12 protein-coding genes and 1 pseudogene are annotated in these 12,975 nt (G+C 64.4%); 1 reads left to right on the forward strand and 12 read right to left on the reverse strand.

Features of this window, described 5'->3' with window-relative positions; all coding sequences use genetic code 11:
- Positions 1–158 precede the first annotated feature (158 nt).
- The 7 genes from NKJ12_RS10795 to phnG all read right to left on the reverse strand — a co-directional run bounded on the left by NKJ12_RS10795 (position 159) and on the right by phnG (position 5,559).
- Complete coding sequence (locus NKJ12_RS10795; RefSeq protein WP_352702626.1) at positions 159–776, reverse strand: DapH/DapD/GlmU-related protein; 618 nt, start codon at positions 774–776, stop codon at positions 159–161.
- Positions 773–1,480: a phosphonate C-P lyase system protein PhnL gene (gene phnL, locus NKJ12_RS10800; RefSeq protein WP_352702628.1), complete on the reverse strand. Its 708-nt coding sequence runs from the start codon at positions 1,478–1,480 to the stop codon at positions 773–775. Before phnL ends, NKJ12_RS10795 begins: the two co-directional genes overlap by 4 nt.
- Positions 1,481–1,691: 211 nt before the next feature.
- Entirely contained in the window at positions 1,692–2,468 is a 777-nt protein-coding gene (gene phnK / locus NKJ12_RS10805; protein WP_065009749.1) for a phosphonate C-P lyase system protein PhnK, read from the reverse strand.
- A complete protein-coding gene (locus NKJ12_RS10810) occupies positions 2,465–3,376 on the reverse strand; it encodes an alpha-D-ribose 1-methylphosphonate 5-phosphate C-P-lyase PhnJ (protein ID WP_352506650.1) in 912 nt (303 codons plus the stop codon). Before NKJ12_RS10810 ends, phnK begins: the two co-directional genes overlap by 4 nt.
- Complete coding sequence (locus NKJ12_RS10815; RefSeq protein WP_352506649.1) at positions 3,373–4,485, reverse strand: carbon-phosphorus lyase complex subunit; 1,113 nt, start codon at positions 4,483–4,485, stop codon at positions 3,373–3,375. The genes NKJ12_RS10810 and NKJ12_RS10815 overlap by 4 nt, the downstream gene beginning before the upstream one ends.
- A 1-nt stretch (position 4,486) precedes the next feature.
- Complete coding sequence (gene phnH / locus NKJ12_RS10820; protein ID WP_352506648.1) at positions 4,487–5,098, reverse strand: phosphonate C-P lyase system protein PhnH; 612 nt, start codon at positions 5,096–5,098, stop codon at positions 4,487–4,489.
- Positions 5,098–5,559, reverse strand: a complete 462-nt coding sequence (gene phnG, locus NKJ12_RS10825) for a phosphonate C-P lyase system protein PhnG (RefSeq protein ID WP_352691125.1) — start codon at positions 5,557–5,559, stop codon at positions 5,098–5,100. The genes phnH and phnG overlap by 1 nt, the downstream gene beginning before the upstream one ends.
- 133 nt (positions 5,560–5,692) lie before the next feature.
- Here phnG and phnF point away from each other — a divergent pair, with 133 nt between their 5' ends.
- Positions 5,693–6,436, forward strand: a complete 744-nt coding sequence (gene phnF / locus NKJ12_RS10830; RefSeq protein ID WP_352702631.1) for a phosphonate metabolism transcriptional regulator PhnF — start codon at positions 5,693–5,695, stop codon at positions 6,434–6,436.
- Between the two features lie 12 nt (positions 6,437–6,448).
- Here phnF and NKJ12_RS10835 read toward each other — a convergent pair whose 3' ends face one another.
- The 5 genes and pseudogenes from NKJ12_RS10835 to NKJ12_RS10855 all read right to left on the reverse strand — a co-directional run bounded on the left by NKJ12_RS10835 (position 6,449) and on the right by NKJ12_RS10855 (position 12,971).
- Positions 6,449–7,465 carry a zinc-binding alcohol dehydrogenase family protein gene (locus NKJ12_RS10835; protein WP_352702632.1) on the reverse strand — a complete coding sequence of 339 codons (1,017 nt, stop codon included), beginning with the start codon at positions 7,463–7,465 and terminating at the stop codon, positions 6,449–6,451.
- 70 nt (positions 7,466–7,535) lie between these two features.
- Positions 7,536–8,335: pseudogene (locus tag NKJ12_RS10840) on the reverse strand (ABC transporter permease).
- A 161-nt stretch (positions 8,336–8,496) separates the two neighbouring features.
- Positions 8,497–10,050, reverse strand: coding sequence for a sugar ABC transporter ATP-binding protein (locus tag NKJ12_RS10845; protein WP_352702634.1), 1,554 nt, complete (start codon positions 10,048–10,050; stop codon positions 8,497–8,499).
- A gap of 104 nt (positions 10,051–10,154) precedes the next feature.
- Positions 10,155–11,150 (reverse strand): ABC transporter substrate-binding protein, encoded by a 996-nt coding sequence (locus NKJ12_RS10850; RefSeq protein ID WP_023675208.1) that lies wholly within the window; start codon positions 11,148–11,150, stop codon positions 10,155–10,157.
- Between the two features lie 315 nt (positions 11,151–11,465).
- Complete coding sequence (locus tag NKJ12_RS10855) at positions 11,466–12,971, reverse strand: UxaA family hydrolase (protein WP_352702636.1); 1,506 nt, start codon at positions 12,969–12,971, stop codon at positions 11,466–11,468.
- Positions 12,972–12,975 lie beyond the last annotated feature (4 nt).

Consider the following 12,975-nt stretch of genomic DNA (forward strand, 5'->3'; position numbering starts at 1 on the left):
ACCTGCGGTGTCTGATTGATGTCAGTTTTGTTACCGCCCACAGCCTGGAGCGGGGCGGGATCAACTCGGCGCGAGAAGCTCGAATGGTGAATGGTGATAAGAAAGGCTTTCCTGAGCCTCGAAATTTATTCGCTGCCCGCCATTACCATTCACGATCCTTAGCCACCATACTTCTCCAGAAAAGCCTCCGCCGACAGCTCCCGGAAATCGTCGAGCGCGGCGCGCAGCCTTGCATGATCCCAATCCCACCAGGCGAGCGCCTGATAGCGCTCCGCGGTGCGGCGGTCGAAGCGCTCGCGGATCGGCTTGGCCGGTACGCCGCCGACGATGGTGTAGGGAGCGACGTCCTTCGATACCACTGCGCCGGCACCGACCGCCGCACCGTCGCCAACGATGACGCCGGGCAGGACGGTCGAGCCATGGCCGAGCCAGGTGTCGTGGCCGATGGTGACGCGTTTGGCGCGGCGCTGAGCGAAGAATTCGCTCTCGTGCTCGGCGTCGTCCCAATAGTCGGAGGCGCGATAGGTGAAATGGTGCAGCGTCGGCCGCCAGGTCGGATGATTGGTGGCATTGATGCGGACGCTGGCGGCGATGTTGGCGAATTTGCCGATTGTCGCGCACCAGACGCTGCAGTCCTGCATCATGTAGGAATAGTCGCCGATCATGCTTTCCGAAACCCGGCTTCGGTCGGCGATCTCGGTCCAGCGGCCGAGCGTCGAGTTCTCGATCTCCGCCGTCTCGTGGACCAGCGGGGCCTCCGACAATTTCCTGGTCATGCGGCGATTTTCCCAGCGGCGAAGGCGGTCACGTCTATGATGCGATCGGCGACGGCTTCGCGCACGTCGTAATCGTGGAAGATGCCGAGCAAAGCGACGCCCGCCGCCTTCTTGGCGGCGATCAGGGAAATCACCACGTCCCGGTTCTTCGCATCAAGCGAAGCGGTCGGCTCGTCGAGCAGCAGGATCGGATGCTCGGTGATGAAGCCGCGCGCGATGTTGACGCGCTGCTGTTCGCCGCCGGAGAACGTCGCCGGCGGCAGCGCCCAGAGTTTTTCCGGCAGGTTCAATTGGGCCAGCAAGTCGCGTGCCTTGCCGCGCGCAGCTTCGCGCTCCTCGCCGCGCTCGACCAGCGGTTCGGCGACGACATCGAGCGCCGAGACACGCGGCACGGTGCGCAGGAACTGGCTGACATAGCCGATGGTAAGCCGGCGCACGGCAAGCACGGTGCGCGGGCTGGCAGTTGCGAGATCGATCAGCCCGCCCTCGTGCTGGACGATGATCTGGCCTTCGTCGGCGGCATAATTGCCGTAGAGCATTTTCAGGATCGAGCTCTTGCCGGCGCCGGACGGGCCGCCGAGCACCGAGCATTCGCCGGCCCTGATCGCGAACGAGACGCTGGCGACCACCGGCAGTTTGATGCCGTCGCGCAGATGCATGGTGAAGCTCTTGGCGACATCGGAGACAACGAGCGGGGTTACCATCAGAGGGTTCTCCAATCGTCATTCGTCTGCGGGCCAACACCCCCCTCTGGCCTGCCGGCCATCTCCCCCTCAGGGGGGGAGATTGGCTGTCGCATTCGGTTTCGCCATTCTCCTGTGTCGCAGAACGGGCGGGACATAAAAGCTGCTGATCTCCCCCCTTGAGGGGGAGATGGCCGGAAGGCCAGAGGGGGGTACGCCGGAGCAATCATCGTCATACCTGCAGAATCGAGGAGACAAGCAACTGGGTGTAGGGGGCGCGCGGATCGTCGAGGACGCGGTCGGTGAGGCCGCTTTCGACGACGCGGCCGTCCTTCATCACCATCATGCGCTGCGACAACAGCCGCGCCACCGCGAGATCGTGGGTGACGACGATGGCCGCCAGGCCGAGGTCGGTGACCAGCCCGCGCAGCAGATCGAGCAGACGTGCCTGCACCGACACGTCGAGACCACCGGTCGGCTCGTCCATGAACACCAGCCGTGGGCCGGTAACGAGGTTGCGGGCGATCTGCAGGCGCTGGCGCATCCCGCCGGAAAAGGCGCGCGGCTCGTCGTCGATGCGGTCCTCGTCGATCTCGACGCGCGACAGCCAGTCGACCGCCGTGGCTCGGATTTTTCCGTAGTGGCGGTCGCCGACCGCCATCAGCCGCTCGCCGACATTGGCGCCGGCCGACACTGTCATGCGCAGACCATCGGCGGGGTTCTGGTGGACAAAGCCCCAGTCGGTGCGCATCAAAAAGCGGCGCTCGGCCTCGCTCATGCGGTAGAGCTCGCGGAATTGGCCATCGCGCATGCGGTAGCTGGCGGTGCCGGAGCTGGGCAGTAGCCTTGTCGACAGGCAGTTGAGCAAAGTCGTCTTGCCGGAACCGGATTCGCCGACGACAGCCAGCACTTCGCCCGGCCACAGATCGAAGGTGACGTTCTCGCAGCCGACGCGCGAGCCGTAGAATTTGGACAGCGCAGAGACGCGCAGCAGCGGTTCGTCGGTCATTGCGCCGGCTCCGTTTTTTCCAGGGCAAGAGGGGTTTCAGGCGCAAGGTGGCCGCGATGGCCTTGCTCGCGCCGCTTCTCGCAATGGTCGGTGTCGGAACAAACGAACATGTGGCCGCCATGGTCGTCGAGGATAACTTCGTCAAGATAGACGTTCTCGGCCGCGCACAGTGCGCAGGGCTGGTCGAAGGTCTGCACCTCGAACGGATGGTCCTCGAAGTCGAGGCTGACCACGTCGGTGAAGGGCGGCAGTGCATAAATGCGCTTTTCGCGGCCGGCGCCGAACAATTGCAAAGCCGGCGAACGGTGCATTTTCGGGTTGTCGAATTTCGGCGTCGGCGACGGGTCCATCACATAGCGGCCCTCGACCTTGACCGGATAGGCATAGGTGGTGGCGATGCGGCCATGTTTGGCGATGTCCTCGTAGAGTTTTACATGCATCAGGCCATATTCCTCCAGCGCATGCATTTTGCGCGTCTCGGTCTCGCGTGGCTCGAGGAAGCGCAGCGGCTCGGGGATCGGCACCTGATAGACCAGCACCTGACCCGCACTCAGCGGATGCTCGGGGATGCGGTGGCGAGTCTGGATGATGGTCGCCTTCGCCGTCTCAGTGGTGACAGCGACATTGGCGACCTTCTTGAAGAAGGCGCAGATCGAGACGGCATTGGTGGTGTCGTCGGCGCCCTGGTCGATGACCTTGAGCACATCGAGGGGGCCAATGATCGAAGCGGTGACCTGCACACCGCCGGTGCCCCAGCCATAGGGCATCGGCATTTCGCGCGAGGCGAACGGCACCTGATAGCCAGGGATGGCGATGCCCTTGAGGATCGCCCGGCGGATCATCCGCTTGGTCTGCTCGTCGAGATAGGCGAAGTTGTAGGTGGCGATGTCGGTTGGTTGTGCGGTCATTCCGCGGCCTCTCTCTTCTCTTCGGCCTTGCCGGCGTTCTCGCGGGCGTCGTGCTCGGCGCGCATGCGGCGCACGAGGTCGAGCTCGGCCTGGAAATCGACATAGTGCGGCAGCTTCAGATGCTCGACGAAGCCGGTCGCCTGGACATTGTCGGAATGCGAGATGACGAACTCCTCGTCCTGGGCGGCGGCGACGACATCCTCACCCAACTCCGCCGCCCGCAGCGCGCGGTCGCATAGCGCCATGGCCATCGCCTTGCGCTCGCTCTGGCCGAAGACGAGGCCGTAGCCGCGGGTGAATTGCGGCGGCGCCTTGGCCGAGCCCTTGAACTGGTTGACCATCTGGCACTCGGTGACGCGGATACTGCCGAGCGGCACTGCGAAAGGCAGTTCCGGCACGTCGAGCTCCAGCTCGACCTCACCGATACGGACCTCGCCGACGAAGGGATGGTTGCGCGCATAGCCGCGCTGGGTGGAATAGCCGAGCGCCAATAAAAACCCCTCATCGCCGCGCGACAACGCCTGCAGGCGGATGTCGCGCGCCATCGGGAATTCGAGCGGCTCGCGGGTGATGTCGCCGGGGACATGGTCTTCAGGCATGTCGCCGTCGGATTCGATCAGGCCCTCGCGGGCGAGGATGGCCGACACGCGCGGCATGGCTTCCGGCTCGCCTGCACGCTGCTCCGGCTCGGCGACTTCGCCGCCTGCGGCAAGCTCGGGATCGAGCAGCCGGTGGGTGTAGTCGAAAGTCGGGCCGAGCAACTGGCCGCCGGGCAGGTCCTTGTAGGTCGCCGACACCCGCCGCTCGACCAGCATCGTGCCGGTGTCGACCGCCTTGGTGTAGCCGAAACGCGGCAGCGTGGTGCGATAGGCGCGAATGAGGAAGATCGCCTCGATCATGTCGCCGCGCGCCTGGACGATGGCGAGTGCCGCCAATTCCCTGTCGTAGAGCGAACCTTCACTCATCACCCGGTCGACGCCGAGCGCCAGTTGCTCGACGATCTGGTCGAGGCGAAGTGCGGGCACCGAACGATCGCCGCGCCGGCGGTCGGCGAGCAGTTTGTGGGCGTTGCGAATGGCCGCTTCGCCACCCTTTACCGCGACATACATCCTATGCCTCCATCGTCTTGATGCGCGTCGTGCGCGGCAGGCAGGCAATTGCTTCGGACGTGGCGAGGATGATGTCGACGCCACGCGGAAAGCGCTGGTTGTTCTGCTTCCATTGCTCGACAAAATGGCGCGGCATTTGCGCCGGCGCAATCGTCGCCGTCTTCTCGATGCCCGGGCCTTCGAGCAGCAGCGGAGCGCCGGAGACAAGATCGCTGATCTCGAGGATCAGCGTCGTGGAGCGATCGGGATAATCCTGGGTGCCTTGCGAAAACCCGTCGAGCGCCATCATCTCGGCCGGCGTGGCGATCAGCGCGAAATGCGCGTCGGCCGGGGTGTTGGCCAGCGGCGCGCCGGTATGGAAGCCAAGCCAGGATTTCACCGTCGCTGAAGCCTGCAAGGCGGGGTCGAGCCAGAGCGGCGTGTCGTTATCGCACAGCGCCAGCGCAATGGCGCCCGCGGTGGCTGACAGCGGCGTCGGTGGACGGGTAAAGACCGGCAGGGGCTGCAGTGTGCCCGGCCGGGCCATCGCGTCCATCACTGCCCGGAAGACCGTCTGGGCGTCGAACACCGGATCGGCAAAGCCGCCTTCGATCGCTTGGGTTACGATGTCCATCAGTCTTCTCCGCGTACCATGGTGAAGAAATCGACCTTGGTCGCCGCCGTCTCGGCGCGGCGCTGGTCACGGGCCTCGGCCAGTGCCGCCTGCAAGGGCGCGACGAGCCTGGTCTCGACCTCGTTGCGGTGAGCCGGGTCCTGCCACAGCGCATCGGCGATTGCCGCCAGCCTTGCCTTCTGCTTGTCGCGGCCGAGCGCATAGCAGTGGCCGACCTGTCCGGAGGCGAGCCGGACGGTGGCGCGGGTGACCGTCGTCTCGCCAACGTTGAACGGCGCGCCGCCGCCACCGATGCGGCCACGCACGGTGACCAGGCCGGTTTCGGGGCCGCGCAGGAGTTCCGCCTCCGAAGGCAGGCCGGCTTCGTTCCACAGACGGACGATATCGTCGCCGGTCGATTGCGCCAGCGTTGCCATAACGGCCTTGCGCCCAGCCTGATCGCGGGCTTCCTGTCCTCGCATGGTTAACATTCCCTTGCATCGAAATTTGTCTATTGATATAGACAATTATACAAATTATACCTATTATCTAATGCGTGTCTATGACGGTGCATGACAAGGGCGAGAAGAGGGGGCGCAAAGGTTGGGGCAGAAAATGATCGGACAAGCCAACAGCATCGAGCGGCGCAGCGGTGTCGCGCTGTGGCGGCAGATCGCCGATCAGATACTGCATTCGATTTCCGTCGGCGATTTTCCCGAAAATGCGGCGTTGCCGCCGGAGGTGGCACTTGCCGAGCGCTATGGCGTCAACCGCCACACCGTCCGCAGCGCCATTGCAGCGCTGGTGCAGGAGGGTGTGCTCAGGGCAGAGCAGGGGCGCGGCACCTTCGTGCTGTCGCGCAGGCGGCTGTCATATCCGATCGGCGCCCGCACCCGCTTTTCCGAAGGATTGCAAGGACAGGCGTCCGAGCGGCATATCACCTTGCTTGCGTCATCGGTCGAGCCTGCCAACCGTCGTGTCGCAGAGAGCTTAGGCCTTGCAAAGGGGGCCGACGTGATACGTCTGGAAACGCGGGGCGAAGCCGATGGAATGCCGGTGTCGCGCGCTGCCGGCTGGTTCGATGCCAGGCGCTTTGCCGGCATCGATGCCGCCATGGCGGAAACCGGTTCGATCACGGCATCACTGGCACGTTTCGGCATCGACGACTATCTGCGGCAATCGACGGTGCTGTCGGCGCGCCATGCCGATGCCGCCGACCTTGCGGACCTCGACCTGCAGCCCGGCGCCATCGTGCTGGTGACGGTCGCCGTCAACGTCACGCCCGACGGTCAGCCGATCCAGTTTTCGGAGGCGCGCTTCCCGGCCGAGCGGATCGAGCTCAAACTGTCGGCGCCTTGAGGTGCGCCAGCATCACCCGACCTGGATAACGGCCTTTATCAGGCCGGATTTCTCATGTGCCCAGCGGGCGAGGTCGTGCGGCGTTTTGCCAAGCGTCGTGCGGTGCGTGACGAGCTTTGCCAACGGCACCGCGCCGTTGCGGATCGAGGCGGCGACATGGTCGAAATCGGCACGCAGCGCGTTGCGGCTGCCGATCAGCATCATCTCGCGCTTGTGGAATTCGGGATCGGAAAAGGCGATGTCGTCCTTGACGACGCTGACCAGGACCAGCGCCCCGCCATGCGCGACATGGGCGAAGGCCGACTGCACCGACTGGGTGTTGCCGGTGGCATCGAAAACCATGTCAAAACCATGGCCGTCGGTTGCTTGCCGCACCAGGTCCGCAGCAGCGCCCTGCGAGCCGTCGAGGGTCGCGAAGCCGAGTTCGCTTTCGGCGAAACCCAGCCTCTCCGCACTCATGTCGAGCAGCGTCACGTCGAGCCCGGCGATGCGGGCGAACAGCGCCGTGCCGAGCCCGATCGGGCCGGCGCCAATGACCAGCGTGCGCGCACCTGGATCTGCGAGCGAGCGCCGTACGGCATGGGCGCCGATCGCCAGGAATTCGACGGCAGCAGCATCGGCCAGCGACAGGCCATTTGCCGGATAAAGATTTTGCGCCGGCACCAGGATTTGCTCGCACATGGCGCCGTCGCGGTGGACGCCGAGCACCTCGATCTTAACGCAGCAATTCGGCTTGCCTTGCCGGCAGGCGATGCATTTGCCGCAGGCGAGATAGGGATTGACGACCACCGGTTCGCCGATTGCCAGATCGACGCCCTCACCAACCTCGATCACGGTGCCGGAAACTTCGTGGCCCATGATGCGGGCATAGGCGAGGAACGGGTGCTTGCCTTCGAAGATGTGATAGTCGGTGCCGCAGATGCCGACATGGCTGACGGCGACCAGCGCCCAGCCGGCCGGGGGCGCGCCAGGCGCCGGACGATCTTCGAGGACAAGTTCGCCGGGCGAGCGGCAGACGACGGCTTTCATGCTTCAATCCAGTCGGTTCATGGCACCGCCGGCTCTGCTGTCGCGAGGCCGGCGGTTGTGGGGAGGCGGTCTATTTGCCGCGGCGGCGCAGCCCGTCGAAATAGACGATGACGATGATCAGCACGCCGGTGATGATGCGTTGCCAGAAGGCGTTGACGTTGAGCAGATTGGCGCCGTTGTTGATGGTGGCAAGGATGAAGGCGCCGAGCAGCGGCCCGTGCACTGAGCCGACAGCGCCGAACAGCGAGGTGCCGCCGATCACCGAGGAGGCGATCGCCTGCAATTCCCAGCCCTCGGCCTGCGTCGGATTGCCGATGCCGATGCGCGAGGCAAGCAGCACGCCGACGAAGGCCGCACACAGGCCCGACAGCGTGTAGGCCATGTAGATGGTGCGCTGGACGTTGACGCCTGACAGGCGCGACGCCTCGGCGTTGGAGCCGACCGAGAACAGATAGCGGCCCCAGCGGCTGTGGTGCAGGAAGATGTAGGCTGGGATGCCGACCAGGATCACCATCCAGAACAGATTGGGGACGCCGGCGAAGGAACTGCGCGAGAACGTCTGGAAGGCGTCGTTGTTGATCGAGATCGAGTTGCCATTGGTCATCAACAGACCGATGCCGCGCAGCGAGGTCAGCGTTGCCAGGGTGATGATGAAGGGCGGCAGGCCCATCTTGACGATGCCGAACCCATGGAACATGCCGATGGCGACGCCGACCAGCAAGTGATCAGGATGGCGAGGAAAACCGGTGTGCCGGCGTTGATCAGCATCGCGACGATGACGGTGGCGAAGCCGACCACGGCGCCGACGGAAAGGTCGATGCCGCCGGTGATGATGACGAAGGTCTGGCCGACCGCCAGGATGGCGATCATCGACCCTTGCCGCAACAGGTTGGAGATGTTGTTGGCGGAGGCGAAGCTCGGCGTCGCCACCGACAGGATGATCCATAAAAGAACCAGCAGCGCCAGCAGTGTCAGCCCGAACAGGGCGTTGTAGTTGCGTTTCGGCCTTTCGGCAGCGATCGCCTCGGTGCTCATATCTTCCCTCCCGGTCTTTCTTGTTTCTCGGCCAGCGCCTGGGTGAGGATCTCCTCGTGATCAGCGGTACGAAAGCCGTGCGTGGCCACCAGCTTGCCGCGCCGGAACACGTGCAGCGTGTCCGCGAGTTCATAGACCTCGGGCAGGTAGGACGAGATCAGGATGATGCCGGCTCCCTTGGACAACAGCGCGCCGAACAGGCGGTAGATCTCGGCCTTGGTGCCGACGTCGACGCCGACAGTCGGCTCGTCGAAGATGAATAGCTTGGCGCCATGGGCGAGCCATTTGCCGATGACGATCTTCTGCTGGTTACCGCCGGACAGGCTGGAGGCCAGCGCGCCGCGCGTCGGCGTCTTGATGCGCAGGTCGGCGACCTGGCGATCGGCTTGCGCCTTTTCCTGCGCGCGGGAGATCAGCAGATTGATCGAGATGCGCTTGTAGATCGGCAGATTGAGGTTGAGTCCGACCGGCAGGTTGAGGCAGAGGCCCTGGTCGCGGCGGCTTTCCGGGGCCAGCGCCATGCCGAGCCTGATCGCGTCATGTTCGGAATTGACCTTGACCTCCTTGCCCTCCCAGAGGATCTGGCCGGCCGATTTGCGGTGTCGGCCATAGAGCGTGGTGACGAACTCGCTGCGCCCGGCGCCGATCAGGCCGTAGAGGCCGACGATCTCGCCGGCGCGGACGGACATCGAGACATTTTCGAAACCCTTGCCGGACAGGTTCCTGGTTTCGACGATGGTCGCGCCGGGGGTGAAATGCTCCTTGTGGTAGACCTGCTCGATCGAGCGGTTGATCATCATCTTGACCAGCTCGGCGTCATTGGTCTCGGCAATGTTCCTGGTGCCGACCAGCGTGCCGTCGCGCAGCACCGAGACGCGGTCGGCGAGCTCGAACACTTCTTCCATGCGATGGCTGATGTAGATGATGGTGACGCCTTCGCCCTTCAGCCGGCGGATCAGCGTGAACAGCTGGTCGGCCTCCTTGCGGGTAAGATAGGCGGTCGGCTCGTCGAAGATCAGGAATTTGGTGCCGCGCACCGTGGCGCGGGCGGCGGCGATCAACTGCTGCTGGCCGATGGTCAGGTCACCCAGCATGACATGCGCCGGCAGGTCGAAGCCGAGATCGTCGATGATCTTCTGCGCCTGCCTGACCATCGCCCGCTGCTGCAGGATGCCGAAGCGGGAATCCTCCTCGCCGAGGAACATGTTGGCGGCGACGGTGAGATGGCGGCATAGGACGACTTCCTGATGCACGGCATTGATGCCGAGCGCCATCGCCTCATGCGGCGTTGCCAATGCGGCAGGCTTGCCCTCCCAGATGACGTCGCCGGAGGTGCGCGGCATGACGCCGGTCAGAAGCTTGATCAGGGTGGATTTGCCGGCGCCGTTCTCGCCGACGATGGCGTGGATCTCGCCGGCCTTGAAGGCGAGATCGACCGGCTTCAGCGCATGGGTGCCGGGATAGCGCTTTTCCAGCCCGCGGAGTTCGAGGATGGTCCTGCCCGGTTCAAGCGTTGGGGCCGGATGGAGTTCCTGCGCCGTCGACATCATGACAATCCTCCCAGATTGGCCCCCAAAGATTGGCCTCGCGATTGGCACGAGTGGGATGTTTCCGGGGCGAAAAGGCCCCGGAAACAGTTCACTTGCGGCTATGCTCAGTCGAGCTTCGGGTTGAGCAGCGCGTCGATCTTCGGATCCTTCATGTTGGCCTTGGTAACCAAATTGGCGCCGGTATCGACATTGGCCTCGACCTTCTCGCCCTTCGAGGCGGCGAGCGCCGTCTTGATGCCGTCATAGCCCATCCGGTACGGATCCTGGACGACGAGAGCCGAAATGACGCCGTCGTTGAGGAACTTGATCAGCTTCTCGTCGCTGTCGAAACCGACCAGCCCGACCTTGCCGGCAAGACTGTTCTCGGCGATCGCCTGGCCGACGCCCTGCGCCATGATCAGGTTGGAGGCGAAGATGCCCTTGAGGTTGGGGTTGGCGGTGATCAGGTCGGTGGCGATGTTGAGGCCGGTGGTGGCCTGGCCGTCGGCGTATTTGTCGGCGACCAGCTTGAGGCCCGGATATTTGGCAGCGAGCTGTTCCTTAAAACCCTGGGCGCGCTGTTCGAGCGAGCCGGCGCCCGGAAGAGCGGTGATCAGGGCGACGTCGCCCTCGACCTTGCCGCCATTGGCTTCGCCGATGGCTGCGGCAAGGCCGTCAGCGGCAACGCGGCCGCCCTGGATGTTGTCGGTGGTCAGGAACGAGGTGAAGGCCTTGGAGTCGGCGCCAGAGTCGATGCCGATGATCTTGACCTTGGTGGCGGCCTCGTCGATCGGCTTGCCGAGCGCCTTGGCTTCGGTCGGCGCAATGACGACGGCCGCCGGGTTGCCGGCGACGGCATTTTCAAGGATCGAGATCTGGCCGTTGACGTCGGTCTCGGCCTGGGCGCCGAGCTCCGGCACGTTGACGCCGAGGTCCTTGCCGGCCTTGCGGGCTCCCGCCAGAACGATCTGCCAGTAGAAGGACGTGGTGTCCTTGACGATGATCGGAATGGTCGCGTCGGCCGCGGATGCCGGGGCCGAGTGCATCACGCCGGCAAGCATCGAGGCGGCTGCGAGTGCCACGAAGGCGCGGCGATTGAGAATGCTGGTCACGAATTTCATTAGGAGTCCTCCCTAAGTCGCCCGGTGAATGTTACGGAAGCTCCATTCGGATGGCGCGGCCCAAACGGAACTTTATCAATAAAAAACATTTACCGCATTTTGATAGTGCATCACCTCGGTCGGCGCAAGCGATGTTTGATGGCCGCTCGAATGGCTGGGCGGGAAAGCTTGCTCCCTCGGAACTCCGCTGCCAATCTCCTCCAATATGTCGCATGGAATATTAATTCCATCATACAGTCAATATGGAATGTTCATTCTTTTTCGGGGTGTACGAACTGTGACACCTGGCAATCACGTCAGGTGTTTGCGACCGGCTTAGAGCGTCGCTCCGAGGTGCCACGGCACGAACTCGTTGTCGCCGTAGCCGAACTCTTCGCTCTTGGTCTTGCGGCCCGAAGCCGTCTCGACGATCAGTTCGAAGATCTCGCGGCCCATGCCGGCGATGGTCTTTTCGCCCGAGGCGATGACGCCGCAATTCACGTCCATGTCCTCCTCCATCGTGTGATACATGGTCGAGTTGCTGGCGACCTTGATCGACGGCGTCGGCCGGCAGCCGAAGCAGGAGCCGCGGCCTGTGGTGAAGACGATGACGTTGGCGCCGCCCGCCACCTGGCCGGTGGCCGAGACCGGGTCGTAGCCGGGCGTGTCCATGAACACCAGCCCGTGCCCGGTGACCTTTTCGGCATAGCCGAAGACGCCGTTGAGCGGCGTCTGGCCGCCCTTGGCGACCGCGCCGAGCGACTTTTCCAGGATGGTGGTCAGGCCGCCGCGCTTGTTGCCCGGCGAGGGGTTGTTGTCGATGGAAGCGCCATGCTTGGCGACATGGTCTTCCCACCATTTCACGTAACCGTCGAGCTTGGCGGCGATCTCGGGGGTGGCGGCACGATAGGCAAGCAGGTGCTCGGCGCCGTAGATCTCCGTCGTCTCGGAGAGGATGCCGACACCGCCGACGCCGGCCAGGATGTCAACCGCGGCACCCAGCGCCGGATTGGCAGTGATGCCGGACATGCCGTCGGAGCCGCCGCATTGCAGGCCGACGACGATCTCGCTGACCGGGATCGGCTCACGCTGAAGCTTGCCGACCTCCTCGGCGATCTCGGCCAGCACGACCAGCGCCTTCTCGACCGATTTGCGCGAGCCGCCGGCTTCCTGGATGTTGAAATGACGTTTTCCCGCGGCAACGCCCTTCTGGCCATAGAGGGTGAGCTGGTTGACCTCGCAGCCGAGCCCGACCATCAGCACGCCGCCGAAATTCGGATGACGGGCATAGCCGGCCAGCGTGCGATGCAGCACCATCATGCCGTCGCCGGTGGCGCTCATGCCGCAGCCCTGGCCGTGGACGATCGGGACGAAGCCGTCGATGCCGGGATATTGCGGCAGAAGCGTGCGGTTCGCCGCGTCAGCGATGGCGTGGCAGACGGTTGCCGAGCAATTGACGCTGGCCAGAATGCCGACGAAGTTGCGCGTGCCGGCGCGGCCGTCGGCGCGGCGGTAGCCCATGAAGGTGCGGGCGCGGTCGGCCTCGGTCGCATGCACTGCCTCGCTCGGCGGCACCACCGGCAAACGCCCGCTTTCGAAGACCAGATTGTGCGAATGGACATGCTCGCCGGGCGCGATGTCCTGCGTGGCGCGGCCGATCGCCTGGGCGTATTTGACCACGGCTTCGCCAGCCGCAATCGGCTTGATCGCCACTTTGTGGCCCGGCTCGATCAGCGCGGCGGCGACGGCGCCGCCCGGCAGCACGGTGCCGATCTCGATGCGGCCATTGGCGACCGCGACATTGTCGGCGGGAGACAGAAGAATGCTGTTTGCGGCGTTCACGGGA

Origin of the sequence: Mesorhizobium sp. M0195 (assembly GCF_040322115.1) — a bacterium.
Taxonomy (GTDB): domain Bacteria; phylum Pseudomonadota; class Alphaproteobacteria; order Rhizobiales; family Rhizobiaceae; genus Mesorhizobium.

Coding starts and splice junctions, on each gene's coding strand:
- NKJ12_RS10795 (WP_352702626.1), bottom strand. CDS start 776: ATGACCAGGAAATTGTCGGAGGCCCCGCTGGTCCACGAGACGGCGGAG.
- phnL (WP_352702628.1), bottom strand. CDS start 1,480: ATGGTAACCCCGCTCGTTGTCTCCGATGTCGCCAAGAGCTTCACCATG.
- phnK (WP_065009749.1), bottom strand. CDS start 2,468: ATGACCGACGAACCGCTGCTGCGCGTCTCTGCGCTGTCCAAATTCTAC.
- NKJ12_RS10810 (WP_352506650.1), bottom strand. CDS start 3,376: ATGACCGCACAACCAACCGACATCGCCACCTACAACTTCGCCTATCTC.
- NKJ12_RS10815 (WP_352506649.1), bottom strand. CDS start 4,485: ATGTATGTCGCGGTAAAGGGTGGCGAAGCGGCCATTCGCAACGCCCAC.
- phnH (WP_352506648.1), bottom strand. CDS start 5,098: ATGGACATCGTAACCCAAGCGATCGAAGGCGGCTTTGCCGATCCGGTG.
- phnG (WP_352691125.1), bottom strand. CDS start 5,559: ATGCGAGGACAGGAAGCCCGCGATCAGGCTGGGCGCAAGGCCGTTATG.
- phnF (WP_352702631.1), top strand. CDS start 5,693: ATGATCGGACAAGCCAACAGCATCGAGCGGCGCAGCGGTGTCGCGCTG.
- NKJ12_RS10835 (WP_352702632.1), bottom strand. CDS start 7,465: ATGAAAGCCGTCGTCTGCCGCTCGCCCGGCGAACTTGTCCTCGAAGAT.
- NKJ12_RS10845 (WP_352702634.1), bottom strand. CDS start 10,050: ATGATGTCGACGGCGCAGGAACTCCATCCGGCCCCAACGCTTGAACCG.
- NKJ12_RS10850 (WP_023675208.1), bottom strand. CDS start 11,150: ATGAAATTCGTGACCAGCATTCTCAATCGCCGCGCCTTCGTGGCACTC.